This is a genomic window from Rhodococcus sp. P4_B6, assembly GCF_056402215.1.
The window spans coordinates 18,330-43,900 of record NZ_JBFUHV010000039.1; the positions used below are offsets into that span (position 1 = coordinate 18,330).

Here is a 25,571-nt window from a genome sequence, read left to right on the forward strand (position 1 = left end):
CGCTCTATCCTCCGTCGTTATGCTGGGCGCGAGTGCGACTTTCGTCGAAGGAGATGACGTCATCGGATCCCCACAGCGCACCGGCGAGCGGAATTTCCTCTACCGCGACTTCGCCGGCGCCGGGCTCGCCCTGGTCCTCGTGGTGGTTGCGTTCGTCGTCCCGTACCTGGGGAACGAGACGATCACCCCCATCGTCAACCGGACGGTGGAGAGTGTGCGGGATTTCGCGGACGCCGCGCCGCTGTTCGGGTTCCGCGACGTGCATTTCGGGTGGGGCAGCCCGGTCGCCGTCGTCGTCGCGGCGGCGGTCGTGGTGTGGGGCCGCGGGCTGGCGCAGACGCTGTCGTGGCGGCGCCTCACGGTCGGGGTGTGGCTCGGGTCCGCCCTGTGGGCGATGGCGCTCGCACTGGTCGACGGCTGGCAGCGCGGGTTCGTCGACCGCCTGACCTCCACCGACGAGTACCTGCACGACGTCCCCGCTGTCACGGACATCCCGGCGACGCTGCGGGGCTTCGCCGACCGGATCCTGGACCTGCAGCCCGATTCGTGGACCACCCACGTGTCGGGGCACCCGCCCGGTGCGCTCTTGACCTTCATCTGGCTCGACCGGATCGGACTCGACGGCGGCGCGTGGGCGTCCACGCTGTGCGTCACGGTCGGGTCGAGTGCCGGCGCCGCCGTGATCGTCGCCGTCCGGGCGCTCGGTGACGAGGCGACGGCCCGGCGCGCGGCCCCGTTCCTGGTGCTCGCACCTGCCGCGATCTGGGTGGCGGTGTCGGCGGACGCGCTGTTCGCGGGTGTGGTGGCGTGGGGGATCGCCCTGCTGGCGTTGTCGGCGACCCGCGCCGTTCCGGTCCCCGCGCTCGTCGCCGTGGCCGCAGGGGTGCTGCTCGGATTCGGCGTCTACCTCAGCTACGGGCTCACCCTGATGGCGATTCCCGCGGTCGCGGTCCTGGTGATCGCGCGCACGGCCCGGCCGCTGGCCGGCGCACTGGTCGGCGCGCTCGCGGTGGCCGCCGTGTTCACGCTGTGCGGATTCTGGTGGTTCGACGGCTACCAGTTGGTGCAGGAACGGTACTACCAGGGCATCGCGTCGGACCGCCCCTTCGCCTACTGGGGCTGGGCCAACTTCGCGTCGCTGATCTGCGCGGTCGGGTTGGCGGTGCCCGCCGCACTGCCCCGGACGTTCGCCTGGTCGCGGGTGCGGGCGCTGTCGCCGGTTCCCGTTCTGGCGGCCGCCGCGCTCCTCGCGGTGGTGATCGCCGACCTGAGCGCGCTGAGCAAGGCGGAGACCGAGCGGATCTGGTTGCCGTTCGAATGGTGGCTCCTCTCCGCCCCCGCACTCCTGCCGCGCGGAAGCCATCGGTTCTGGCTCGCGGTGCAGGCCGCCGGTGCGCTGGCCGTCAACCATCTGCTGTTCACGAACTGGTGACGGCCGGCGCATCCGGGTAGCCGTTCGACGGCCTACAGTCACTTGGTCGCGATCGTGATGGTGGCGATCCCGACCAGCAGCCCCGGCGTGACGGCGTCGGTCTTGAACGTCTGGTTCAGCAGACCGGCGGCGTCCGCCGAGATCTTGACCTCGGTGCCCTGCAGGATCGCCGTGTCGTTCGGTCCGGTCTGCAGAGGCTTCAGCGTGCGGCCGTTGAGATCGAACAGCACCGCGTCGGTTGCCGCGGGTGAACCGTTGACGCTCACGTCGCCGGTGAGGAGCGACGTGCCCGGATCGATCGCGAAATCGGTGAGTTCGACCACGGTTCCGGGCGCCGCCAGCGACAATCCGCTGCCGTCGTGCATGATCTCGCCCTGCACGTAGGGGTCGACCGTGCCCGGCTCCCAGTACTTCACGTTGCCGCCGGTGATCGGGAAGCTGACCGATCCGTCGGCGAGGGTTGCCGTGCCCACCACTCCGGGTGTGAGGCCGAGCGTCGTCAGCGCCCCGGTGAAGCCGGGATCGAGAGCGACGGCGGTACTCACCCCGGTCAGGTTGTCGACCTGGGCGACGGGTGCGGGCTGGGAGGATGCTGCTGCGCTCATATTCGAGGATGCACTCGAATCATTGCTCGAGCACGCCGCGAGCGGGGTCAGTGCCAGGGCGCCGATGGCCGCTGCTGCGAGTGCTTTTCGATAGTTCGACATGATGATCAAACAACCTTTCCGGAGGAAGGGGTGGTGGGTGGATGTTCACTAGGTATTCGGCGCTACTTCCCCGGCGGATGGGAGCTCTTACGCCCATTCCATCCGCGCGAAGTGCCGATTCGCATGCTGCAGAACATCGATCACCCGCAGCCCGGCCACGCGCGCGACCTCGGACACGGCGGCCACGCCCACGCTCGCCCAGGCGAACCAGTCTCCGACGAGATGCTCCGTCTCCCAGCGCAGGAGTTCACGGCGCACCCCCGCCGTGGTCGGCGGATCCACCTCGGCGATCACAATTCCGTTCGGTTGCAACAGCTCTCGTGCGCGGCTGAGCACGCGAACGGGTTCGCCGCCGATGCCGATGTTGCCGTCGGCGAGCAGCACGCGGTCCCAGTTCCCCGACCGCGGCAGCGGCGCGAAGATGTCCCGATGCAACGCGACGCCGCCGCGGCGGATCGTGAGTTGCACTGCCGTGAAGGATGAATCGACGCCCAGCGCTGTGACACCGGCGGACACGAGCGCCGCGGTGAGCCGGCCCGGACCGCATCCGAGATCGACGGTGGCGCCGTGACACGCCGCCAGCATCACACGGTCGGCGATCCGATCGGCGAGCGAAGCCGAGTCGCCGCCCATCCACCGGTCGAGCGGCAGGGCGCGCCGCGTTCCCCGCGCATCACGCACCCAGCACGGGAGCCCCGCCGACGCCCGCCGCAGCAGGAGGTCCGTGGACATCCCGCTCTTCCTCATGGTCGGCTCACCGCGCCGTCGTCGTTGCGGGACAGCGCGAGTCGGGTGGCGTAGGTGAGAGCGGAGAGCGCGAAGAACGCGGCACTGAGCAGCAGCCAGCGGTCGAGATACGGTTCCTGCGTCAACCCCGTCGCCGCAAGATATGCGTCGGCGCCCTGCTCGATGATCCCCGGCAGGAACAGCAGCAGCGTCAGCCCGGACGCGAGCGCCGGCACGCGAATGTAGTTCAGCGCCGGAACCGTCCGGGACCGTGGGCGTCTCCGTCCCCGGACCGCGTCCAGCCCCGACGTCAAAGACCGGTCGGCGAGTGCGTACAGCGGGAACAGCACGAGGTCGTGGGCGATCACCGCACCGAGGAACCACACGGCGATCGACTTCCACCACACGTCCGGATTCCACAGATTCGGCAGACCCACCACCGAGACCGCGTACCCGGCGAGTGCGAACGTGAACAGCACGGCCAGCAGATGCAGCGGGTCGGCTCCGTAGACGCGGGCGAATCGGCGCATCTCACGCCTCCCGGAATTCGATGGACTGCACCCATTTGGTGTTGTGGACGCCGGGCAGGGCGGGAACGATGATCCGGGCGGGATAGCCGTGGTCGAGGGACAGTTCCGCGCCGTTCACCTCGAGGGCGAGCAGGGCGTCGGCGTTTCGCACCTGATCGGCCGTGAGCACCGCCTGATTGAACGCCCCGGACCGCTCCAGCGACGTCACCTTCGCCGAGCCGAACGCCGCCACTCCCGCGACGTCCGCGAGGTCACGCAGTCGCACGCCCGTCCACGTCTCGACGGTGGACCACCCCTCGACGCACGCGATCGGGAGGGACGCGGTGTGCGACGGCATCGCGCGCAGCTGACTTCGGCTCAGCTGTACCGGTTCCGCGCCACCCTCAACCGTCAGTCGCCAGGTGTCGTCCGTCTGTTCCGGGGTGATCTGCGCGGCCGCGGCCGTCCGGTTGATCTGAAAGTCGTTGGGGCCGTCGCCGTACGAGCGACCGCGCGGCAGCAGCAGCGCGGCGCCCCGCAGGAACCCGCCGGTGGTCTGCCCGACCGACAGCACCGCGACGAGCGCGGCGCCGCCACCGACGAGGGCGAGGGCGCCGCGCCTGCTGATCGTGGCCGGGGTGGGGTCCTCGGCCACGAGGCCGTTCTCGTCCGCCGGTTCGGGCCGGGTGTCGGCGCGGGACGTACGCAGCACTTCCCGGAACGACCGGGACCGCAGCGACCGCACCATCAACGGCACCTTCAGGATCGTGTGTGTCACGAACCCGGCGATGAAGACCCACGCGCCCCAGTAGTGCGCCGTGTAGAAGTCGAAACCGAAGATGTAGTCGTACTGGATGTTCAGGACCCCGGTGATGATCTCGAACAGCGCACCGCCGACCAGGGCGATCAGCGACAGCCGTTCGAGGGCCTGCGCCGGCGACCGCACCGGTGGGAACACGAAGAGTTTGGGGATCACCGACCACAGTTTGGCGAGCACGATCGGCACCAGGATCAGTCCGAGCCCGACGTGCAGACCCTGCGTGAGCCGGTACAGCCACGACGGCCGGGTGGGCCACGCGAAGTACGGGAGGTGCAGCCAGCCGACGTCGCCGGGGCGGGCCTGCCCGAACTGGGGCCCGTACGCGATGTAGGAGAGCAGCCCCGTGACGATGACGACGGGCAGTCCGATCAGCAGTACGAGGCCGAATACCGAGGTCAACCATGGTCCGCGCAGTGGACTGCGGAGCCGTGGGCCGCGTGAATGGTCGGTCATCGTGATCAATCCCTCCGGCTCGATCGTCTCGAGCCTCAGAGGTGATTCGGTACCGCCGCCGTGCAGGACGGGTATGCCCTTCGGGCCCGTGAGTACTTGTTAACCGCCGGACGTTAACAAATACTCACGGGTGGCCGTGCCTGATCTCGTCCCGGGGCTGGTCGTAGCGAACCATCTCGTATCCGATCATCGCGAGCAGGACTGCGGTCAGCACGCCGAGGGTGGCGAGGGCGGGGATATGCCAGACGACGGGGAGCAGCGCGATCAGCACGACCGCCGTCACGACGCGCGGCACGGTTACCGACCTCGTCGCGTACGCCTTGAAGGCGACCAGCGCGAGGAGGTACAGAGCCGCGCCACCGAACAGTGCCACCAGCGGCCAGCCGTACAGCGGATCCACCAGCCGGTGATGGTTGCCGTCGCCGACGTACGACAGGATCTTCTTCAGACCCAGCGACAGCATCACGATCCCGATCACCATCGGCAGGTGGATGAAGCTGTAGCAGTTGCGGGCGATCTTGATCTGACGCGCACCGGTCGCCTCCTCGAACGCGTGCTCCACCGCCAGGGACGTGACGTCGAAGTGCGACCACCACAGCAGTCCCGACACCGCGAGCCCCAGCAGGGACGCGACGATGATCGCCCACGAGATCGGCAGGCTCGCGACGCCGATGCCGATCGACACGATCGACTCGCCCAGCGCGACGATGATGATGAGCCCGTGCCGCTCCGCGAAGTGGCTGACCGACCGCAACCGCCAGTCGGTCCCGCCGACCAGTGTCCCGAGGTAGTCGCCGGCGAGGGCCAGGATCCACATGACGGTCTGCGCGGTACCGGTGAGCTGCGACGCGACGAGCAGGAACACGGTGCCGGTCAGCATGCTGGGCGCGAAGCGGAGCACCTGGCCGCGCAGTTGCGGGTCCTCGCGGCTGACCACCCAGAACATCACCAGGTGCAGGAGCCGGACGACGAAGTAGCCGAGGGCGAAGATGACGGGTCCGTCGAGTCCGCCCGCGAGGTCGTCGAAGGCCTCGGGGATCGTCAACGCGGTGACGAACATGGCGCCCATCGCACCGAACATCACGACCCGGACGATGCCCTCGTCGGCGCGCACGAGGTTGCAGAGCCACGCGTACCCCACCCAGCTCCACCACAGCACGGCCATCACGAGGGCGCCGCGCAGCAGATTGACGCCGGTGGGGTCCTCGGCCATCAGGTCGGTGACACGGGTGAGCGCGAAGACGAAGACGAGGTCGAAGAACAGCTCGAGCGGCGACACCGACGCTCGCTCTTCGACGAGACGGGGACGCAGACGATGGGCAAAGGTCACGGGAAGAATGCTGCCACCGGAGGGCGGCCCGGCAAAACCCCCCGTGAGTACTTGTTAACGTCGGGCGGTTAACAAGTACTCACGGGTGCTCTACTTGACGCCGCCCGCGGTGAGGCCCGACACGATGCGGCGCTGCAGGAGCAGCACGATGATGACGAGTGGGATGGTCACGACCGTTCCCGCGGCCATCACAGACGTGAACGGCTCCTCGTGCGGTTTGCTTCCCGCGAATTGTGCGATGGCGACGGTGGCCGGCTGGGTGATGTCGTTGGACAGCTGGCTCGAGATCAGGTATTCGTTCCACGACGCGATGAAGGCGAGGATCGCGGTGGTGAACAGTCCCGGTGCGGCCAAGGGCAGCAGCACCATTCGGAACGCCTGCCGCCTGCTGGCCCCGTCGATCCGGGCCGCCTCCTCGAGTTCCCACGGCAGTTCCTTGAAGAATGCGGTGAGGGTGTAGATGGTGAGGGGCAGCACGAACGAGATGTTCGGGATGATCAGCGCCTGATACGTGCCGAACCAGCCCATCGACGTGAACAGCTGGAACAGCGGTGTCAGGACGGCGACACCCGGGAACATCGACGCGGCCAGGATGATCCCGAGGACCGCGTGTTTGCCCCGGAACTGCAACCGCGCCAGTGCGTACGCGGTGCCGACCCCCACGATCAGTCCGATCGCGGTGGTGACGGCGCCGATGATCGTGCTGTTGACGAGCGCCCGGGCGAAGTGGTTACCGGCGTCCGTGGAGAACACGTTCGCGAAGTTGTCCAACGTGACGTGGGTGGGCCACGGGGTGGTGTCGAACGTGTAGTCGGAGTCCCGGAAGGCGGTGACCACCATCCAGTAGACGGGGGCCAGACCCCAGACGACGATCACCGCGAGGCCCGCGTAAGTGCGGATCGACGCGAGCGACGGTCCCCGGCGCCTGCGCGCCACCGTGGGCCGGGGAATTCCCGGCGTGACGACTGCTGTGGACATGGGTCAGGCCTTTCGCTGCTGCTCTTGGGTGTCGATCACGTTGACGCCCATCACCTTCACGAGGACGTAGGCGACGGCGAAGATGAACAGGAACGTGATCGTGGAGAGGGCGGACGCGCTGTTGAATCCCTGGCGCATCTGGTCGATCACGAGGATCGACAGTGTGGTGGTGGCGGTGCCGTCGCCGCCGCCACCGCCGGTGAGGATCGCCGGGAGGTCGTAGATCCGCAGGACGTCGAGGACGCGGAAGAGGACCGCCACCAGAATGGCCGGCTTGATGAGGGGCAACGTGATCGAACGGAACCGCTGCCACGCGCCGGCGCCGTCCATCCGCGCCGCCTCGTACACCTCGGCGGGCACCATCTGCAGTCCGGCGAGGATCAGCAACGCCACGAACGGAGTGGTCTTCCAGGCGTCGGCGATCACGACGGCGAACCGGGCGGGCCACGTGTCACCCGTCCACAGAATGTCCGTGCCGAGCAGTTTGTTGGCGATGCCGTCGTAGGCGAAGACGAAGTACCACAGTTTCGCGGTGACGGCGGTCGGGATGGCCCACGCGACGAGGATGCTGGTCCGCAGCAGTGCCCGGCCGCGGAACGCCCGGTTCATGATGGTGGCGAACCAGAGTCCCAGCGCGACCTCGATGGTGACGGTGACCACGGTGAAGAACACGGTGACCCACATCGACTGCCAGAACAGTGATCCCAGTGTGCCGCCGGGGCAGGACACCGACGCTCCGGTCGTGTCGGTGCACCGCTGGAACAGCCAGTGCGTGTAGTTCGACAGTCCCGCGAAGCCCTGGTCGACGAATTTGCCGGTGGCGGGGTCGATGGTCGGGTCCTTGAACAGCGACATCACCATCGCACTGATCACCGGGTACAGGACGACGATGCCCAGCAGGATCATGGTCGGCAGAACCAGGAGCATCGCTGCCCTGCTGCGTCCCTTTCGGGGCCGCGGCGGCGTTTCGGACGAATCCGGTTGCGGGACGACCTCGGTCGTCGGTTCCGAGAGTTCGTGAACGGTCATCGGCTTGTCTCCTCTAGGACCCGGCCGCGGCGATCGCGGACTGGATGTCGGCGGCGGCCTGGTCCACCGTCTTCTCGCCCTTGATCGCGGCGTACGCGTTGTTCTGCACGGCCCGGGTGACCGCGGGATAGAACGGGGTCACCGGCCGGGTCACGGCGTTCTCGATCGACGTCTTCAGCGTGGGGATGTACGGGTACTGCTCGATCAGTTCCGGGTCGTCGTAGACGTCGGCGCGGACGGGCGCGAGCGACCCCTGCGAGAGGAAGAACGCCTGCGACTTCTTCTCCAGGAAGAACTTCAGGAAGTCGGACGCGGTGGCCTTGTGCTCCGAGTACACGTTGATCGCGGCGCTGTGCCCGCCGAGTGTCGAGTGACCGGGCCCGTTCTTCCCCGGCAGCGGCGCCACCGCGAACTTGCCGGACACCGCGGAACTGCCCTGACCGTTCATCAGGCTGTACGCGTACGGCCAGTTGCGCATGAACAGCAGGTCGCCGCTCTGGAACGCCTGCCGGGCCTGCTCTTCCTGGAACGTGACGGACTCGCGGGGAATCGCACCCGAACGGTACGCGTCGACCAGGGACTGCAGGCCCGCCTTGGCTTCCGGGGTGGTCATCGTCGGGGTCACGCCGTCCGGTCCGAGGATCGACCCGCCCGCCGTGTTGATGGCCTCGGACGCGTTGACGGTCAGGCCCTCGTACTTGGCGTACTGGCCGGCGTAGCAGCCGATTCCGGCCTGCTGCGCCGTCCCGCACGTGCCGATCAGCTCGTCCCAGGTGGCGGGCGGGTGATCGAGCAGGTCGGTGCGGTAGTAGAGCAGGGCGCCGTCGCTGGTCTGCGGCGCCGCGTACAGGACGCCCCCGTATGTGGCCCCCGCGACGGTGGCGGGGAGCAGGCCGGACGTGTCGATCGCCATCGGGCCCTCGAGCGGTTGCAGCCATCCGCGGGCCGCGAATTCGGCGGTCCACACGACGTCGACGACGGCGACGTCGTAGCCGGGATCGCGGGACTGGAAATGCTGCACCAGGTCCTCGTGCTGCTGGTCGGCCTGGTCGGACTGCTCCTTGAACGTCACCTCCTCACCGGGATGGGTGGCGTTCCACTCGTCGATCAGCGGCCGGACGACGTTGGAGTTGTCCTTACCCTGCACGTAGGTGATGGGTCCGCGGCCGTCCAGGTTCTGCTTTTCCGCCTGCGCGGCGGCGTCGATGCCCTGATCGGCGCAGGACGTCGCCGCGAACAGGACCCCGACGGCCACCGCGGCGGCGGCGACGCGCTTCATCGTGATTCACCCGAGCCCGGTTCCGACAGCCACACCGCGGCGTCGGACGGGAGTCCGCCGGTGATGCCGGCGATCGAACCGAGCACCACGGTCGAGCCTTCGGGAAGTGCGGCCGGTTCGGTGCCGGTGTTCACCCAGCACTGCACTGCGCCGCGGGCGAACGCGAGAACGCCCGGGGGAGTGTCGAGCCACTCGACGGGATGCGGGGTGTCGAAGAACTCGGGCCGCAGTTCCAGCGCCCGGCGGTACAGCGTGAGGAACGACTCGGGGTGGCCCGCCTGCGCTTCCGCGGTGTGCGGGGCCCAGTGCCCGGGCTGCGGAAGCCAGGTGTCCTCTTCCGCGTCGAACGGGGAGAAGCCGTACGGCACTGCGTCGTTCGACCACGGGATCGGCACCCGGCAGCCGTCGCGGCCGCAGTCGGTGAAGCCGGTCTGGAACCACGTCGGATCCTGACGGACGTCGTCGGGAAGGTCCTCGACCTCTTCCAGTCCGAGTTCCTCGCCCTGGTAGATGTACGCGGTGCCGGGCAATGCCAGCTGCAGCAGCGCGGCGGCGCGGGCACGGCGCCTGCCCAGGTCGTGGTTCGGCTCCTCGAGCGCCCAGCGGGCGCGCTCCCAATCGGTTTCGACGAGGTGGTCGGGCTGCGAGCGGGAGTAGCGGGTGACGGTGCGGGGCACGTCGTGGTTGGAGAGCACCCAGGTGGCGGGTGCGCCGACGGTGGCAGCCTGCTCGAGCGCGTCGTCGATCACGGCGCGAATGCTGTCCGAGCGCCACGGGGCGCGCAGGAAGTCGAACTGGAACGCGGTGTGGAGTTCGTCGGGGCGCAGGTACCGGGCCAGCCGGTCGTTGCCGGGAACCCAGGCCTCGGCGACGAAGACGCGGTCGTTGTAGGCGTTGGCGACGGTCCGCCAGCCCCGGTACACCTCGTGGACGGCATCCTGGTCCCACGCGGGGTGCGGGTCGGTGTGCTGCGAACCGGGAAGGCGCTCACCGGCATCGGGCAGTGCGGGATCCTTGGCCAGGCCGTGGGCGACGTCGATCCGGAAGCCGTCGACGCCCTTGTCGAACCAGAAGCGCAGGATGTCCTCGAACTCCGCACGGACCTCGGGGTGCTCCCAGTTGAGGTCGGGCTGTGCGGGAGCGAACAGGTGCAGGTACCACTCGCCGGTGTCGAGACGGCTCCACGCGGGACCGCCGAATGCGCTCTGCCAGTCGTTGGGCGGCTCGTCGCCCGCCGGGCCGCGGCCGGGCCGGAAGATGTAGCGCTCGCGTGCTCCGGGCTCGTCGCGGAGCGCGGCCCCGAACCAGCGGTGCTCGCTGGAGGTGTGGTTGGGCACGATGTCGAGGATCACGCGGATCCCCAGCTCGTGGGCCTCGGCGATGAACGCCTCACCCTCCGCGAGCGTGCCGTACGACGGCTCGATGTCGCGGAAGTCGGCGACGTCGTAGCCGGCATCCGCCATCGGCGACGGGTACCAGGGGTTGATCCACACGGCGTCGACGCCGAGGTCGGCGAGGTAGGGCAGCTTGGACCGCAACCCGGTGAGGTCGCCGATGCCGTCGCCGTTCCCGTCGGCGAAGCTGCGGATGTAGACCTGGTAGACGACGGCCGTCTTCCACCAGGCTTCGGGGTGCCGGCTCGCGACGGTGGTTGCGGTCGACTCCACGGACTGGGTCATCGAATCTCCTCGGTGCGGGGATGGGATGGGCGAATGTGATGCGTAAACGTTTGCGTAATGAGCGTGAGGCACATCACAGGTTGCTGTCAACTCGAACAGGGTGATTTCTTTTACGCACTACAGCGGCTTGCGTTCCGTGAGGAATTTGCGCAAATATTTGCGTTGCTCGCTTACTGTGGGAACGTGATCCCCAAGCAGTCCGTGAACATGGCCGACGTCGCGCGCCGCACCGGCGTCTCGATCGCCACCGTCTCCCGTGCGCTGCGCGGCGAGAAGGGGGTGTCCGACGCGACGCGACTGCGGATTCAGCGGGTCGCCGACGAGTTGGCGTACGTCATCTCGCCCGAGGCGTCGAAGCTGTCGGGCGGCGCGACGGGCCGGGTGGCCGTCGTCGTGCCGTGGATCGACGCCTGGTTCTACTCACGGGTCCTCGCCGGCATCGAACACGAACTCCGTGCCGCCGACCTGGACGTGATGCTGTACTGCCTCGAGGAGTCGTCCCAGCGTGAATCGTTCTTCGAACGACTTCCGTTGCGCCGCAAGGTCGATGCGGTCATCGCCGTGGCGTTTCCGCTGACCGGGCCGGAGCGGGCACGGCTCGAGGAGATGGACGTGACCGTGGTGGTCATCGGCGCGCACGCCGGTGACTTCCCGTCCGTCCGGATCGACGACGAACTGGCCGCGCGCCAGGCCGTCGGCCATCTGATCAGGATCGGGCACACGCGGATCGGCATGATCCGCACCGTCGACCCGGAAGGGCGGTCCTGGGCGGGCGACATCGCCCGGGTCGCGGGTTTCCACGGTGCACTCGCCGACGCCGGACTCGACGACGACTGCATCGCGACCGTGCCCTGGGGCGTCGAGGGCGGCGAGCGCGGCATGGAACTGCTGCTCAGCCGAGCCGACGTGCCCACCGCGGTGTTCTGTCATTCCGACGAGGTCGCAGTCGGAGCGCTACGCACGCTGCGGCGAGCGGGGGTACCCGTCCCGGCCGGGATGTCGGTGATCGGCATCGACGATCACCCGACGGCGGAGCTGGCCGACCTGACCACGGTCCGGCAACCGGTGGGAGAGCAGGGAGCGGCGGCGGGCCGGGTGGTCGTGGACCTGCTGAGCGGGCGGGAACCGGCGGAACGGGCGGTCGTGCTCCCGACCCACCTGGTGGTCAGGGGCTCGACCGCCCGTCCCGCGGAACTCTGAGGTCAGCGCACCAGGCGCTCGCCCGCCGCGTCGGTGGCGAAGAGGTGCGCGTGTGCCTCGTCGACGCGGACGTGCACGACCTGGCCCTTCTCGGGTGGGTTGCGCCAGTCGACGCGCGCGACCAGGTTCTCGGTTCGTCCGTGGACGGTGGTGCGGCCGAACACGAATGCCTCGGAGCCGAGCTCCTCGACGACGTCGATCTCGAGTTTCAGTCCACCGGAATCGGCGATCTCGACGTGCTCGGGACGGATCCCGAAGATCACCTCGCGGCCCGCCGCCGCGAGCGCATCGCGGGGGACGGGCACCAGCTGGTCGCCGATCAGCACGCCGCCGTCGGTGACGGGCACGGTGAACAGATTCATCGACGGTGAGCCCATGAACCCGGCGACGAACACGTTCGCGGGCCTGCGGTAGAGCTCGCGCGGGGAGGCGCACTGCTGCAGCACGCCGCCCTTGAGGACGGCGACGCGGTCGCCCATCGTCATGGCCTCGACCTGGTCGTGGGTGACGTAGACGGTGGTGGTGCCGAGGCGGCGCTGGAGCTGGGCGATCTGGGTGCGGGTCTGCACGCGCAGCTTCGCGTCGAGGTTCGACAGCGGCTCGTCCATCAGGAACACCTGCGGTTGCCGGACGATGGCGCGGCCCATGGCAACTCGCTGCCGCTGGCCGCCGGAGAGTGCCTTGGGTTTGCGGTCGAGGTAGGCGCCGAGGTCGAGCATGTCGGCGGCCTCCGCGACGCGGGTGCGGATCTCGGACTTGTCGGTGCCTGCGAGTTTGAGGGCGAAGCCCATGTTCTCGGCGACGGTCATGTGCGGGTAGAGCGCGTAGTTCTGGAACACCATCGCGATGTCGCGGTCCTTGGGTTCGGCGTGCGTGACGTCGCGGCCGCCGATCAGGATCTGGCCGCCGTCGACGTCCTCGAGCCCGGCGAGCATCCGCAGCGACGTGGATTTTCCGCAGCCGGACGGGCCGACGAGGACGAGGAACTCGCCGTCCTCGATGTGCAGATCGAGTTGATCGACGGCGGGGACGTCGGACCCGGGAAAGAGCCTGGTCGCGCGGTCGTACGTGATTGTTGCCATGAGAAATGAATCCCTCCACCGGCAGGAACGTGCCGGACGATCCGAGTGTCAGGGGCGTGCCGGCTTGTGCCGACGGGAGAGAACTATGGCGCAGATCACAGGGCTTGTCCACTCGGGTGTCCGGCGTCCACGCCCACTCCGGACCAACGGGACGCTCGTTGCGTCAGATCGAACGAGCGTCCCGTTCGTCCGTCGAACATTCCGCCCCCGTCAGCGGGACGACTGCGTCCGACGCCCCAGGGCGGGGACGGCGATGCCGAAGCAGAACGCGATCGCGACGCCGAGCACGGTTTCGGAAAACCGTTCGGTGAAGCGGTATCCGGCCTGTTCGGGATCGGAATACAGCAGCAGGACGAACACGAGGAACGTGGTGAACGTGGAGGTCACGTACCAGCGACTGCGGTGGGTTGCCGCGGCGGTCGCGACGACCGCGACGACGGCGGCGCTGTAGACCCAGTCGGCGGGAGTCGCACCGACGACGAGCACGGCCGCCGTGCCCCCGATGAGCATCGACGCGATCCGTCCCGCCATGCGGGTCACCTGTTCGTCGGTGTCGGGACGCATCACGAGAAGTGCTGCTGCGCAGGCCCAGCCGACGTGGTCGAGGTCGAGGGCGAACCCGATCGCGGCGGCGGTCGCGCCTGCGGCGCCGAGTCGGACGCCGTACCCGAGGGTGATCGCGGTCCCGGGCCGAACGGGCGCGACGGCAGCATGTTCGGGGAGCAGCAGCGAAACGACATACGCGAACACCGAACCGCCGATCATGAGCACGGCGAGTCCGACTGCTGTGGCCGGGTCGTCGTAGCTGAGCCCGACTCCGACCAGCGGCACCGACAGCGTCGACAAGACCCTGCCGAGGTTTCGCCGCTTCGCGACGGTGGTCCGTGCGAGCGCCGCCGCACCGACTGCGAGGGTGAACACGACCACGATCGCCAGCAGGGGTGTGTGGGCGACGAGTGAGCCCAGCACCATCGGCAGCCCGGTCAGGATCCCGATGAGAATCAGTGCAGCCCGCGCCCGTCGGGTCGGCGGCAGTCCCATGATCGCCGCGGGCAGCACCCCCACCGCCAGCGCGACACCCGACGGGACGGCGACGGCGGCGGTGACCGCGGCGGCCGGCGCGGCGTCGACGGCGCCCAGCGCCGCGGCCCGCCATTGCCAGTCGATGCGCCGGGTGCCGGTCTCGCCCGGTTCCGGCTGCTGGTGGGCGCCGGGCACGAGCTACGGGCCTGCCGGCTCGATCGACCATGGGGAGCTCATCGAATCCTCCTTCGTGCGATTCGGCGATCGCGATCTCAGATTCCTCCTACCTGTGCGGATGCGGATCACTCCTCGGGGATGAGATCGGGAAGCGGCCGATCGGTGCTGACATACCCAGCACTTTGTTCTCAGAAAAACCAAAGTACGTATTGATAACGAGCCAAAGGTCCTCTAGTGTCAGCGTGACACCGCTCACTCGTAGATTTGAAGAGGACACGAGACATGGCTCTGACAATTGGCATCGACGTGGGTGGCACGAAGATCGCTGCCGGCGTGGTCGACACCGACGGAGTCATCCACCGGATGGTGCGTCGTGACACCCCGTCCCACGATGCGCGCGGTGTCGAGAACGTCATCGCCGAACTCGTCCGGGATCTGGCCGATACCCACCCGGTCCAGGCCGTCGGCATCGGCGCGGCAGGCTTCGTCGCCGCCGACCTCAGCACCGTGCTGTTCGCCCCGAACCTCGCCTGGCGCAACGAACCGCTCGGTGCGGTGGTCGAAGCGGCGTGCGGATTGCCGACGGTGGTGGAGAACGACGCCAACGCCGCCGCCTGGGGCGAAGCGCGCTTCGGGGCCGGGCGGACGGGACAGACCGTCGTCGTGCTCACCGTGGGAACCGGGATCGGCGGCGGTATCGTCGTCGACGGCGTCCTCCACCGCGGCAAGTTCGGGGTGGCCGCGGAGTTCGGGCACCTCAACGTCGAACCGCACGGCCGCCGGTGCGGCTGCGGCAACCACGGCTGCTGGGAGCGTTACGCCAGCGGGCGGGCACTCGTCCGGGAAGCGCAGGACCTCGCGAACGTGTCGCCCGGTTTCGCCGCCGACCTCCTCGCCCGCGCAGGCGGCAGGGCCGACGCCATCACCGGCCTGCACGTCACCGCCGCCGCACAGGACGGCGACCCCGCCGCGCTCGAATGTTTCCGGGTGATCGGTTCCTGGCTGGGACACGGCATGGCGGACATCGCCGCGTTCTTCGACCCCGACCTGTTCATCATCGGCGGGGGAGTCTGCGAGGCCGGTGAACTGCTGCGCGGTCCCGCCGCCGCCGCTTTCGAGAACCGTCTCACGGGACGCGCACATCGACCGGTCGCCGAGGTGCGACTGGCGGAACTCGGCGCGAACGTCGGCATCGTCGGCGCCGCCGATCTGGCCCGGGAACGAGTTCTCGGGCTCGCACACAACGGCTCACGAGTATCTGGAGGAGTGCAATGTCCAATCGGTTGAGTCTTCCCATTCCGGTCGCCGAGGTGTGGGACTGGCAGAGGGACGCCGCGTGCCGCGGCTACGAATCGTCCACCTTCTTCCACCCCGACCGCGAACGCGGCCGGGCACGCGAGATGCGGGACTTCCGCGCCAAGATGATCTGCCGCGGCTGCCCCGTGCTGGTGCAGTGCCGGGAGCACGCGCTCAGTGTCGGTGAACCGTACGGCATCTGGGGCGGTCTCTCCGCGAACGAACGCGAAGAACTGCTCGCCAATCACCACGGCCGGGTCGACGAGGCGGTCGCGGAATCGTTCGGGTTCGACCTGGCACGCCAGGCCTGAGCGGTCAGCTGCCCGCGGGCAGCATGACCACCCGGCTGTTGTCGGTGTCCGCGACGTACACATCGCCCCGGCTCGACACGGCGATCCCTTCCGGCTGGTCCAGGCCCGTGAACGGGAGGACCTCCTGCTCGTCCGAACCGGCGGGCAGCCGCAGAATCCGATTGTGGTTCTGGTCGATCGCGTACACGGTTCCTTCGTCGTCGACCGCGACACCACCGACGCTCTGGAGGTCGGTGAACGGCAGGAAGCTCTGGGCGCGGGTGGCAGCGTTCCACGCGAGCACCTTGTTGGGCGTGCCGACGTACAGATCGCCCTGCTCACCGACGGCGACGGCGAACGGCCCGATCACCGTCAGGGGTACCGCGACGGGGGCGGCGGTGACGTCGCGCAGGGCCATCACCCGGTTGTTCAGCGTGTCCGCGACGTACAGCGTTCCATCCGGTCCGAGCGCGATTCCGAACGGCTGGTTCAGCCCGCCGATCGGCATCGGTACCTGGGTGCTGCCGTGCAGCATCGTCACGGTGTTGGTCACGAGATCGGAGACGTACACGTCGCCGGACGTGCTGACCGCAACTCCCTGCGGAACGTCGAGTCCGGTGAAGGGAAGAACCGTCTGCTCGTAGGACCCGGCGCGCACCTCCAGAACCTGTTTGGCCGCGCTGTCCGCGATGTACAGGTTCCCGCTGCCCGAGACCGCGAGCCCGGCCGGGCCCTGCAAGCCGGTCAGCGGGAGCACCACCTGCCTGTCGGCCGACTCCTCGCCAGGCCAGACGACATAGGCGACAGCGGCGGCGACGAGGACAACCGCCAGAAGGGCGGCGAGCAGCCAGCGTGTGCGCCGCCACCGGCCCGCGACCGTTGTCGGTGTCGTCGGCTCCGCACCCGGCTCGGCGTCGGGCCGGGTCACGGCGGGACGGCTCGTCCGGGTGGTCGCCGCGGAGTCGGCGAGGCCGGCAGGGCGGGTGACACTGCCCGGCCCGTCCCACTCGATCGCGTGGACGGCGTCGCTGAACTCACGACACGTCGAGTAGCGCTCCTCGCGGTCCTTGGCCATGGCGCGCGCGACGACGGCGTCGACACCGGCGGGCAGCCCGGGTCGCACCACACTCGGCTTGGGAATCGGCCCGTTCAGATGACCGTGCATCACCGACGACGCGGTGGTCCCGGGAAACGGCGGTTCGTTGGTGAGCAGATGGAAGAACGTGCAGCCCAACGCGTAGATGTCGACACGGTGGTCGAGTTTCCGGCCCTCGATCTGCTCGGGCGCCGCGTAGTGCAGCGTCGCCACCAGCATCCCGGTGCGGGTCAGCTGATGCGTCTCGTCCAGGGCCTTGGCGGTGCCGAAATCGGTGAGCAGCACACGTTCGGGGTCGCCCGGCGCGAGCAGGATGTTCGCCGGCTTCACGTCGCGATGCAGGATCCCCGCCTCGTGCGCGTGATCGAGCGCCTTCCCGGTCTCGCTGACGATGTGCACGGCGCGCTCCACGTCCAGTGCCCCGGAATTGAGCGCTCTCCGGGCGTCGACGCCGGGAACGTACTGCATCGCGATCCACAACCGGCCGCCCTCGCGGCCGCGGTCGTGGACGGTGACGATGTTGGGATGGTCGAGATGGGCGGCGTGGTCCGCTTCCGACTCGAAACGCGACCGGACGTAGTCGTCGCTCGTCCACGACGTGTCGAGCAGTTTGAGAGCGACCTTGCGCGGCAGGTTGGGATGCTGGGCGAGGTAGACGGTGCCCATCCCGCCTCGTCCCAGAACCCGTTCGATCACGTAGCCGGCAAACACCGTGCCCGGTTCGAACTCGCCGCTCACTCGGCTTCACCGCCTCCCGGGACCCTTCCCCATTGAACCCCGACGCCCGGTCAGTCCGGTAGCCTGCGCATCTCGATGACGGTCAGTCCCAGCGCGTCGAAGCGGGCCAGCATGCCCCGGAGATCCGTCGGGCCGTCGACCGGACCGTAGAGCGTCGTGTCACCGGTCGTGACGTCCGAGACGTCCAACTCGGGGAAGGCCGCCAGCACCCGATCGGACAGGGCGCCGCTGATCAGGAAGGCGTACCTGACCTTGCCGGGCCAGTTCGATTCAGGACGCACCACGGCGGGCTCCTTCATTCGCATCGTCGTTCCAGAACTCGGTCAGCCGTAGATTTCAGGGTGACCGACGGAACGGCGACGCGCCTCACCCGCAAGTGGTGAACCGTCTCAGAGCAAACCGTTGTGTTGCGCGGCGGCGATCGCGTCGCGGCGGGACGTGACGCCGAGTTTGCGGTAGATCCCGCGCAGATGCGTCTTCACCGTGTTCACCGACACGCACAGGTCGGCCGCGATCTGCTCGGCGGTGCGCCACGACGGAAGCTCCACGAGGAGTTCCAGTTCACGGGGAGTGAGCATGTCGGATGCCGTGCTCTCCGACCGCGGAAACGACGCGCGGAGCCTCTCCGCGAACGGTTCGAGGACCCCGAACCGGCCGGTGCTCCGCACGAGGAGATCCCGGATCTGTGGTCCGCAGTCGTGGAACGGACGCAGCACCGACTGCGGCTCCGCGAGACGCAACGCCTCGGTGAGTGCGCTGTGGGCGCGCGAATCATGTTTGCGGGCAAGCGCGATCGACGCGTCCACGAGCCACGCCGCGATCAGGTTGGTGCCCGCGGCGCATTCCAGTTCACCGTCCAGGACCGGCTGGATCGTCCGGCGGGCCAGGTCGAGGCGGTGCAGGTGCAGGTGAATGATCGCCTCGACGAGGGGTGTGTCGCCGGTGGGCCCGAGGATGGCCTGCGCCTCGGTGGCCAACTCGTGCGCCCACCCGATCTCACCGGCGGACAGATACGCGTACTGGATGGCGGGCAGCAGCACCGCCCGGATTCCCGGCGGCATCGGCAGCGCGGACGACACGGGGCTGTCCGCATGCACCATCGTCACCGAACCGTGCCGGTGTTCGGACTCGTCGAGACCGAACAGGGCCGCGGCGCCGTCGGCGAGACCGGCGGTTCCGGTGCTCGCGCGACGCAACGCCTCGGCGGATTCGGCGGCGACGCGGGCGGCGTCGGGGTCCATCCGCATGTAGCGGCACCAGGAGTCGATGAGCTTCGTCAACTGGAACGTCGGATCGCTCGTCGCCGACTGCGTCCGGCCGATCGTCAGGGCCTCGTCCACCAGTTCGGACGCCACCGTGACGTCCCCCCGCGACATCGAGACGGCGGCGAGAGTCCCCAGGCAGTACATGACGCTCAACGGTGCGTCGCCGAGCCTCGCGTGCGCGAGCGACCTCCCGAGCACGGCCTCCGCCTCGTCGTCCCGTCCGAGGAAGAGCAGCGCACGCCCTTCCTGGAGCAGGACGAACGCGTCGAGATCGGGGTCGCCGCTCGATCCGCYGCCCACGCTCTGCAGCCGCTTCAGCGCGGTCTCGATGTCGCCGGTGCCGATCGCGGTCTGCACCCGCAGCGATTCGCGGAGCAGCAGGTGCACCCGGGATTCGGTGGCGCCGTCCACCAGTAGCCCCGACTTCCTGCGGTCGAGGAGTTCGAGGGTGGACGTGGCCACCGGGATGTTTCCCGAGGCGAGCGCGGCGGCGGCGCGGAGCAGCCGCGCCGACGGATGGTCCTGCGACGCACGGGGCGCCCTCGTGAGAATCCGGTCGACGGCCTCGCCGTGGCCGCCGATGATCAGGGGCAGCGACGTCCGGGCCAGCAGAGCCACGATCTCGTCGTGATCACCGGAGTTCACCGCGTGTTCGAGTGCGAGCAGTGCATCCCCGAATTCGTCGTGCCAGTGGGCCGCCGTCAATTCGAGATGCTCGACTTCGACGTGGCCGATCCGGCTGATCTCCGCGCGCAGATAGCTGCGCAGCAGCGGGTGGTAGCGGTAGTGCGTGGGGTTCTCGGTGATCCGGCTGATCAGGAAATTGTGGTGCTCGAGCCAATCGATGTTGCCGTGCGCGTCGGTGCAGCCCGTGAGTTTCTCGGCGAGTTCGACCGTGAACGAGACGGGGACGGACGTGCGCAGGAGGAACTCGCGCATCTCGTCGGTCTGGCCGGCGAGGACCTCCTCGATGAGATAGTCGGCGACGGCCCGGCGGTCGCCCGAGAACTCGGCGATCAATCGGCTCGGATCCGGATGTCCTTCCAAAGACATTCCCGCCAGCCGGATTCCGGCAGCCCAGCCCTCCGTGCGAACCATCAGGGCGTCGAGATCGTCCGGGGACAGCACCACGCCGTGCTCGTCGAGCATCTCGGCGGACTCGTCGGACGTGAAGGCGAGATCCGTTGCCGTGAGCGTGAACAGCCTGCCGTCCAGGCGAAGCCGCTGCAGCGCGAGCGGCGGCTCGAACCGTCCGACGATGACCGTCCGCAGCATCGGTGGTTGCCAGCGCATGAACGACTCGAGGTCGGTGAGCACGTCGGTGTCGCGCAGGAGATGGGCGTCGTCGATGATCATCCAGATGTTCTCGCCGAGTTCGTGCAACGCGGCCGACAATGTGGCGCCGAGGTCCGGTGACTCGGAAACGAGCCCGGCGCACGCCTTCTGCAGACGAGGATTTCCGGAGTCGGTGAGCGCGCGGAGGATCGCCCGGTGGACGACGTCGAGGTCGTTGTGCCGCTCCTCGATCGTGAGCCAGGCAATGGTCGGAGCGTCGTCGGCGGCCAGCAACTCCCGCGCCCAGTCGGCCACCGCCCGCGTCTTTCCCGACCCGGCAGGCGCGCAGACCAGCGCGACCGGATAGGGGTGGGTCTCGTCGGTGAGCGCGTCGGTGAGCATGGTGTGCAGGCGGGTCCGGGTGACCGTTCGACCCCCTGCACTCGAAGGTATTCGAGTACTCAGATGAAATTCCCCGAGCGGTGCTGCCGCCACGCCGACCCCCAATTCTCGCTGCACCGAGAAACGATCTTCGACAAACGTCAATCTCCGACGCAGTAAGCCGGTGCGATGATTTTAGCGAGAACCCGGTGTTCTGTGTGGATGAACGTGGTTTCCGCAAACCGGCAGCAATCCGAAGTTCACACGAGACGGGTGAATCCGTAGCCGGCGGATCGGCGGACCATGGCCACGTCGGAGAGCACACGGCAGCGGCGAAGTGCCTGAATGGAGTGACCATGAAGTTGGCAGTGGCCGGGCTGATGATGTCGATCGCACTCGTCGCTGCGGGGTGCTCGACCAGCGACGATGCGCTGGAGACGAGCGCGTCGCCGACGACGGCAGGCGGGACCGGCGCGGTCACCGTGCCCGACGCCTACACGGGACTGATCCTCACCCCGATCGGTGATCCGACCTTCCCGTTCCCGGGAACCGACGGGAAGTACCACGTCGCCTACGACCTCCAGTTGACGAACGCGACACCCGTCCCGGCGACCCTCGACAAACTGGACGTCGTCGACGGGACCGACCCGGCGAAGGTGATCGCGTCGTTCTCCGGTGCGGCGCTCGTCGAGCCGAATTGTCCGTACGGCGACTGCAACCGGTTGCGGATGCTCACCGCGCCGGCCGCCACCTCCACGGCGATTCCGCCGCAGGAAAGTCGCATCGTGTTCGTCGACTACACGTTCGACTCGCTCGATCAGGCCCCGAAGGCGGTGCTCCACCACCTCTACGGCAGCGCCGCCGCGGCTCCGTCGTCGCGGGAACCGTCCGCCGTCGACTATCTGACCACCGCCCTCGACATCGATGCCGGGACCCCACGCGTCATCTCGCCACCGCTGAAGGGCGACAACTGGATTGCCCTCAACGGCTGCTGCCTGCCGGGCTTCCCGCACCGGACGTCGCCGCTCCCGGTCGACGGCAAGATCAACAACAGTCAGCGGTTCGCGATCGACTGGAAACGCACCAACGACCAGGGCGAGTTCTACACCGGCGACCGGACGAAGAACGAAAGCTACGTCGACTACGGGTCCGACGTGTACGCCGTCGCCGACGGAACGGTCGTGGCCACGCTCGACAACGTGCCCGCCAACGCCCCGGGCACACTGCCCGCCGAGGTGCCGGAACTCGCCGCGAAACTCACCGTCGAGAACGTCGACGGAAACCACGTCGTCCTCGACCTCGGGGGCGGCGTCTACGCGATGTACGCGCACTTCATCGAGGGTTCGCTGCTCGTCAAGCCCGGGGACAAGGTCTCGAAGGGCGACACCCTCGCGAAACTCGGGAACACCGGCAACGCCAACGCGTCGCACCTGCACTTCCAGCTTATGAACGGCCCGAGCCTGCTCTACGCCGACTCCCTGCCGTACGTCTTCGACAGCTTTGAATACGAGGGGCAGGTGGCGCCGAAGCAGATCCTCGACGCGGACGACTACCTGTCGGGGCAGTTCCTGCAGGGAAAACTGCCCAGCGGTGAGCCGCGGACGGATCAGCTTCCGAGCAACCTCGCGATCGTCGACTTCGGATAGGCGGCTCCGCCGCCCGTGCGCCTTTCTGGTAGCTGGAACAACCAGAAAGGCGCACGGGCGCGGAGCGCCTACGGCGTGACGATCGGGAACGCGTTGTCGGGCGGGTCGAGCAATTCGGTGAGGGCGAGGAGTTTCGACGGGTCACCCGTCACCTCGATGCCCTCCAGACCCCGGCCGGCGAACAGGGCGAGCAATTGCATCTTCGTCAGGGTCAGCGTGACGTCCGGTTGCGTCGGCGTCCTCGGCGCGACCGTCTGGATGAGCGCGCCGTTGGACAACGTCGTCCGGTAGTGCGCTTCGGGTTCGGTGAAGTGCCACTCCGCGACGAGGGTCGCGTCCCAGGCCCGCGGGCCGTTGATGCGGAGGGCGACGGAGTCGAAGATCTGGTCGATCGTCAGGGCGCTCAGCATGTCCGCGCCGAGGTCGCTGAGCGGCGGGGCGACGATGCCGCCGCGCAGTTCGAGTGCCCCGGTGAGGTAGAAGTTGCGCCACGTCGCGTTCTCTGCGCCGAACCCGAGTTGCTCGTACGTGCGGGCCAGCAGGTCCTTGGCCGCGTCGTCGGAGGGGTCGGCGAACACGGCGTGCTTGAGCAGTTCGGCCGCGAACCGCAGGTCTCCGCGCTCGAGGTACTGCGTCGCCTTCGACCGGACCTCGTCCTGGCCGCCCATGCACTCGACGTAGCGGGTGGCCACGCTTTCGGGTGGATGCTGCCACAGCGACGTCGGGTTGCCGTCGAACCAGCCCATGTACCGCTGGTAGATCGCCTTCACGTTGTGGCTGACCGAGCCGTAGTACCCGCGCGCATGCCAGGCGGATTCGAGGGCGGGCGGCAGCGGGAAGTTTTCGGCGATCTCGATCCCGGTCAGTCCCGCGTTGAGCATTCTCAGCGTCTGGTCGTGCAGGTACTGGTACAGGTCGCGCTGCTCCGACAGGAATTTCACCACCCGGTCGCGACCCCACGTCGGCCAGTGGTGGGACGCGAACGCGACGTCGTAGCCGCCGTCGAACATCTCGATCGCCTGGTCGAGATACCGCGACCAGGCGCGGGGATCGCGGACCAGTGCGCCGCGCAACGTGAGGAGATTGTGCAGGTTGTGGGTGGCGTTCTCCGCCATGCACAGTGCCCGGTGGTCCGGGAACAGGAAGTTCATCTCGGCGGGCGCCTCCGTTCCCGGTGTCACCTGGAAGAGGATCCGGATGCCGTCGACGGTCTCCTCCTGACCGGTGTGGGTGATGTCGACGGTCGGCGGGATCAGCCCCGGCCTGCCGGTCGACGTGTTCGTTCCGAGCCCCGCACCGAGGTGCCCGCGCGGACCCTTGGGCAGCAGCGGTCCGTACATGTAGGTGGCGCGCCTGCCCATTGCCGTTCCGGCGTAGATGTTCTCGGAGACCGCGTGTTCGAGGAACCCTTCGGGGGCGAGGATCGGGACGTCGCCGCGACCGTCCGGGAGGACGCCGAAGACACCGCCGAAGTGGTCGATGTGGGAGTGCGTGTAGATGACGCCGGTGACGGGCCGGTCGCCCCGGTTCTTCCGGTACAGCGCGAGCGCGGCGGCCGCGGTCTCCTGCGAGATGAGCGGGTCGATCACCAGGACACCTGTCTCGCCCTCGACGATCGTCATGTTGGACAGGTCGATTCCGCGTAGCTGGTAGATGCCCTCGGTGACCTCGTACAGACCGTCCTTCGCGCACAGTTGCGATTGCCGCCACAGACTCGGGTCGGCCGTGTCCGGGCAGTCGCCGGACAGGAACGCATACTCCTGCATGTCCCACACCGCGCGACCGTCCGCGTCCGTGACGGTGCAGGGGTCGAGACGGTCGACGAAACCGCGGTCGGCGTCCTCGAAATCGGTGGTGTCGGAGAAGTCGGGTGTCATGGTTCTTCCTTCTCGTGTCGTGGCGGGGTGGGGGTGGTGGCCGGTGCCGGGGGTGTGGGAGAGCTGCTGAGGATCGTGTTGACCCACCTCGTGGACGGGTCGATGTCGATCAGCAGTGCCTTCGCCATCAGCGTCAGCGGGATGGCGAGGATCGCGCCGAGCGGTCCGAGGATCCACGTCCAGAACACCAGCGACAGGAACGTGAAGGTCACGGACAGGCCGACGGCGTCCCCGACGAACTTGGGCTGGATCACGGACTGGATGATGACGTTGATGACGCTGTACAGGACGATGACCGTCAGCATCAGTCCCGGACCGCCCTGCAGCAGCGCGAGCAGGGCGGGTGGGACGAGTCCGAGAACGAAGCCGACGTTCGGGATGTAGTTGGTGATGAACGACAGCAGGCCCCACAGGATCGGCAGCGGAATCCCCAGTGCCCACAGTGCCCCGGTGTCGATGACCGCGACGATCAATCCGAAGACGGTGGTCACGACCAGGTACTTGCGGGTGCCGAGGGAGAAGGCGGAGAGGGCGGTGGCGATGTCGGGGCGCATCCGCGTGACGATGCTCATCCGCGAACCGTAGGAGCTTCCGTCGACCGCCATGAACAGCAGGAGGGCGGCGAGGAACAGCAGGTTCGAGAAGATTCCCAGCATCGCCTGCAGGATGCCGTCCACGAAACCGAACACCGTGGCGTAATCCACCTGGGAGAGCATGGTCTGGGCGCTGGCGGAGTTCACGCCGTTGCTGTTCAGGAAGCTCTGAGCGTCGTCGATGAGGGACGTGAAGTCGTCCGCGTACTGCGGGAGCAGCGTGGCGAGCTGCGCGACCGACAGCGCCAGCGACAGCACGAGTACGACGAGGATGCCGTTGACGACCAGGATCGCGGCGATCGTCGCGAGCCACGCGGGCACGCCCTTCCCGTGCAGCCATACGGGGAGCGGATGGACCGCGACGGTGAGCATGAGGGCGAGGAAGATCGGGGCGAGGATCGGTGCCGCCACCTGGATCCCGGCCACGGTGACGACGAGCGCGGCCAGTCCGAGGATCACGATCAGGCCCCGCGGCATCGACCACCGAGAGTCCGGCTCCGCGCCGGATACGTCCTGCGGATCGATCATCGCGTGTCCCTTCGCAACGCCGGGGGTTCCGGGATGCCCCGATTCGACTCTTGCACCGGCGCGTCGGCGTCACATCATCCGTTGCAGATGAGGATCACCCGGCGCGGATGATGCCTCCCACCGCCGGGGGTCGGACGATTCGACTGTTCGCAAACACACTTT

Annotated in this window: 21 protein-coding genes; 5 read left to right on the forward strand and 16 right to left on the reverse strand. The window is 68.3% G+C overall.

The features are described 5' to 3' along the window. Positions 1-19 precede the first annotated feature (19 nt). Complete coding sequence (locus tag AC1DWT_RS20080) at positions 20-1,432, forward strand: hypothetical protein (RefSeq protein ID WP_072938131.1); 1,413 nt, start codon at positions 20-22, stop codon at positions 1,430-1,432. Between the two features lie 38 nt (positions 1,433-1,470). Here the strand turns inward: AC1DWT_RS20080 and AC1DWT_RS20085 are convergent, their stop codons facing one another. From AC1DWT_RS20085 to AC1DWT_RS20125, 9 genes are all read right to left on the reverse strand, one after another. Next, positions 1,471-2,139 (reverse strand): hypothetical protein, encoded by a 669-nt coding sequence (locus AC1DWT_RS20085; protein ID WP_206014464.1) that lies wholly within the window; start codon positions 2,137-2,139, stop codon positions 1,471-1,473. Between the two features lie 87 nt (positions 2,140-2,226). Continuing rightward, positions 2,227-2,871 (reverse strand): methyltransferase domain-containing protein, encoded by a 645-nt coding sequence (locus AC1DWT_RS20090; RefSeq protein WP_244163654.1) that lies wholly within the window; start codon positions 2,869-2,871, stop codon positions 2,227-2,229. A gap of 11 nt (positions 2,872-2,882) precedes the next feature. Continuing rightward, on the reverse strand, positions 2,883-3,395 hold the full coding sequence (locus tag AC1DWT_RS20095; RefSeq protein ID WP_095862927.1) for a hypothetical protein: 513 nt from the start codon (positions 3,393-3,395) through the stop codon (positions 2,883-2,885). 1 nt (position 3,396) lies between these two features. Continuing rightward, positions 3,397-4,647 carry a molybdopterin-dependent oxidoreductase gene (locus AC1DWT_RS20100; RefSeq protein ID WP_387493204.1) on the reverse strand — a complete coding sequence of 417 codons (1,251 nt, stop codon included), beginning with the start codon at positions 4,645-4,647 and terminating at the stop codon, positions 3,397-3,399. Between the two features lie 124 nt (positions 4,648-4,771). After that, a complete protein-coding gene (locus AC1DWT_RS20105; RefSeq protein ID WP_477921914.1) occupies positions 4,772-5,977 on the reverse strand; it encodes a low temperature requirement protein A in 1,206 nt (401 codons plus the stop codon). A gap of 90 nt (positions 5,978-6,067) precedes the next feature. Then, complete coding sequence (locus AC1DWT_RS20110; RefSeq protein WP_095862930.1) at positions 6,068-6,955, reverse strand: carbohydrate ABC transporter permease; 888 nt, start codon at positions 6,953-6,955, stop codon at positions 6,068-6,070. 3 nt (positions 6,956-6,958) lie between these two features. After that, positions 6,959-7,984 (reverse strand): carbohydrate ABC transporter permease, encoded by a 1,026-nt coding sequence (locus AC1DWT_RS20115; protein ID WP_072938123.1) that lies wholly within the window; start codon positions 7,982-7,984, stop codon positions 6,959-6,961. A 13-nt stretch (positions 7,985-7,997) separates the two neighbouring features. Continuing rightward, positions 7,998-9,263: an ABC transporter substrate-binding protein gene (locus AC1DWT_RS20120; RefSeq protein ID WP_206014469.1), complete on the reverse strand. Its 1,266-nt coding sequence runs from the start codon at positions 9,261-9,263 to the stop codon at positions 7,998-8,000. Beyond that, the gene (locus AC1DWT_RS20125) at positions 9,260-10,942 is read right to left on the reverse strand and encodes a glycoside hydrolase family 13 protein (RefSeq protein ID WP_072938121.1); all 1,683 of its coding nucleotides are present in this window, start codon (positions 10,940-10,942) and stop codon (positions 9,260-9,262) included. The genes AC1DWT_RS20120 and AC1DWT_RS20125 overlap by 4 nt, the downstream gene beginning before the upstream one ends. Before the next feature lie 183 nt (positions 10,943-11,125). On the opposite strand from AC1DWT_RS20125, the gene AC1DWT_RS20130 reads away from it, so the two are divergent. Continuing rightward, positions 11,126-12,142, forward strand: a complete 1,017-nt coding sequence (locus AC1DWT_RS20130; RefSeq protein ID WP_206014471.1) for a LacI family DNA-binding transcriptional regulator — start codon at positions 11,126-11,128, stop codon at positions 12,140-12,142. A 2-nt stretch (positions 12,143-12,144) separates the two neighbouring features. On the opposite strand, the gene AC1DWT_RS20135 is transcribed toward AC1DWT_RS20130, so the two are convergent. Together AC1DWT_RS20135 and AC1DWT_RS20140 are read right to left on the reverse strand one after the other, a co-directional pair. Then, the gene (locus AC1DWT_RS20135) at positions 12,145-13,224 is read right to left on the reverse strand and encodes an ABC transporter ATP-binding protein (protein ID WP_072938119.1); all 1,080 of its coding nucleotides are present in this window, start codon (positions 13,222-13,224) and stop codon (positions 12,145-12,147) included. Positions 13,225-13,434: 210 nt separating this feature from the next. After that, complete coding sequence (locus AC1DWT_RS20140; protein WP_477921918.1) at positions 13,435-14,442, reverse strand: FUSC family protein; 1,008 nt, start codon at positions 14,440-14,442, stop codon at positions 13,435-13,437. Positions 14,443-14,706: 264 nt separating this feature from the next. Here AC1DWT_RS20140 and AC1DWT_RS20145 point away from each other — a divergent pair, with 264 nt between their 5' ends. Together AC1DWT_RS20145 and AC1DWT_RS20150 are read left to right on the forward strand one after the other, a co-directional pair. Next, positions 14,707-15,711 (forward strand): ROK family glucokinase, encoded by a 1,005-nt coding sequence (locus tag AC1DWT_RS20145; protein WP_072938118.1) that lies wholly within the window; start codon positions 14,707-14,709, stop codon positions 15,709-15,711. Then, the gene (locus tag AC1DWT_RS20150) at positions 15,696-16,031 is read left to right on the forward strand and encodes a WhiB family transcriptional regulator (RefSeq protein WP_005253437.1); all 336 of its coding nucleotides are present in this window, start codon (positions 15,696-15,698) and stop codon (positions 16,029-16,031) included. Before AC1DWT_RS20145 ends, AC1DWT_RS20150 begins: the two co-directional genes overlap by 16 nt. 4 nt (positions 16,032-16,035) lie before the next feature. On the opposite strand, the gene AC1DWT_RS20155 is transcribed toward AC1DWT_RS20150, so the two are convergent. The 3 genes from AC1DWT_RS20155 to AC1DWT_RS20165 form a co-directional block, all read right to left on the reverse strand. Then, positions 16,036-17,844, reverse strand: coding sequence for a serine/threonine-protein kinase PknD (locus AC1DWT_RS20155; protein WP_072938117.1), 1,809 nt, complete (start codon positions 17,842-17,844; stop codon positions 16,036-16,038). Positions 17,845-17,894: 50 nt separating this feature from the next. Next, positions 17,895-18,143 (reverse strand): hypothetical protein, encoded by a 249-nt coding sequence (locus tag AC1DWT_RS20160; RefSeq protein WP_072938116.1) that lies wholly within the window; start codon positions 18,141-18,143, stop codon positions 17,895-17,897. 90 nt (positions 18,144-18,233) lie between these two features. Further along, entirely contained in the window at positions 18,234-20,786 is a 2,553-nt protein-coding gene (locus tag AC1DWT_RS20165; RefSeq protein ID WP_477921921.1) for a winged helix-turn-helix domain-containing protein, read from the reverse strand. Between the two features lie 335 nt (positions 20,787-21,121). On the opposite strand from AC1DWT_RS20165, the gene AC1DWT_RS20170 reads away from it, so the two are divergent. Continuing rightward, on the forward strand, positions 21,122-22,411 hold the full coding sequence (locus AC1DWT_RS20170) for a M23 family metallopeptidase (RefSeq protein WP_206014476.1): 1,290 nt from the start codon (positions 21,122-21,124) through the stop codon (positions 22,409-22,411). 68 nt (positions 22,412-22,479) lie between these two features. On the opposite strand, the gene AC1DWT_RS20175 is transcribed toward AC1DWT_RS20170, so the two are convergent. Together AC1DWT_RS20175 and AC1DWT_RS20180 are read right to left on the reverse strand one after the other, a co-directional pair. Further along, positions 22,480-24,288 (reverse strand): alkyl/aryl-sulfatase, encoded by a 1,809-nt coding sequence (locus tag AC1DWT_RS20175; RefSeq protein ID WP_095862935.1) that lies wholly within the window; start codon positions 24,286-24,288, stop codon positions 22,480-22,482. Further along, positions 24,285-25,409, reverse strand: coding sequence for an AI-2E family transporter (locus AC1DWT_RS20180; RefSeq protein WP_378671912.1), 1,125 nt, complete (start codon positions 25,407-25,409; stop codon positions 24,285-24,287). Before AC1DWT_RS20180 ends, AC1DWT_RS20175 begins: the two co-directional genes overlap by 4 nt. Positions 25,410-25,571 lie beyond the last annotated feature (162 nt).

Bases quoted from the DNA above. Each gene is read 5' to 3' on its own strand.
- AC1DWT_RS20150 (WP_005253437.1), top strand. From the start codon at position 15,696: ATGTCCAATCGGTTGAGTCTTCCCATTCCGGTCGCCGAGGTGTGGGAC.
- AC1DWT_RS20180 (WP_378671912.1), bottom strand. From the start codon at position 25,409: ATGATCGATCCGCAGGACGTATCCGGCGCGGAGCCGGACTCTCGGTGG.
- AC1DWT_RS20110 (WP_095862930.1), bottom strand. From the start codon at position 6,955: ATGTCCACAGCAGTCGTCACGCCGGGAATTCCCCGGCCCACGGTGGCG.
- AC1DWT_RS20120 (WP_206014469.1), bottom strand. From the start codon at position 9,263: ATGAAGCGCGTCGCCGCCGCCGCGGTGGCCGTCGGGGTCCTGTTCGCG.
- AC1DWT_RS20085 (WP_206014464.1), bottom strand. From the start codon at position 2,139: ATGTCGAACTATCGAAAAGCACTCGCAGCAGCGGCCATCGGCGCCCTG.
- AC1DWT_RS20080 (WP_072938131.1), top strand. From the start codon at position 20: ATGCTGGGCGCGAGTGCGACTTTCGTCGAAGGAGATGACGTCATCGGA.
- AC1DWT_RS20125 (WP_072938121.1), bottom strand. From the start codon at position 10,942: ATGACCCAGTCCGTGGAGTCGACCGCAACCACCGTCGCGAGCCGGCAC.
- AC1DWT_RS20175 (WP_095862935.1), bottom strand. From the start codon at position 24,288: ATGACACCCGACTTCTCCGACACCACCGATTTCGAGGACGCCGACCGC.
- AC1DWT_RS20115 (WP_072938123.1), bottom strand. From the start codon at position 7,984: ATGACCGTTCACGAACTCTCGGAACCGACGACCGAGGTCGTCCCGCAA.
- AC1DWT_RS20090 (WP_244163654.1), bottom strand. From the start codon at position 2,871: ATGTCCACGGACCTCCTGCTGCGGCGGGCGTCGGCGGGGCTCCCGTGC.
- AC1DWT_RS20145 (WP_072938118.1), top strand. From the start codon at position 14,707: ATGGCTCTGACAATTGGCATCGACGTGGGTGGCACGAAGATCGCTGCC.
- AC1DWT_RS20095 (WP_095862927.1), bottom strand. From the start codon at position 3,395: ATGCGCCGATTCGCCCGCGTCTACGGAGCCGACCCGCTGCATCTGCTG.
- AC1DWT_RS20135 (WP_072938119.1), bottom strand. From the start codon at position 13,224: ATGGCAACAATCACGTACGACCGCGCGACCAGGCTCTTTCCCGGGTCC.
- AC1DWT_RS20170 (WP_206014476.1), top strand. From the start codon at position 21,122: ATGAAGTTGGCAGTGGCCGGGCTGATGATGTCGATCGCACTCGTCGCT.
- AC1DWT_RS20160 (WP_072938116.1), bottom strand. From the start codon at position 18,143: ATGAAGGAGCCCGCCGTGGTGCGTCCTGAATCGAACTGGCCCGGCAAG.
- AC1DWT_RS20100 (WP_387493204.1), bottom strand. From the start codon at position 4,647: ATGACCGACCATTCACGCGGCCCACGGCTCCGCAGTCCACTGCGCGGA.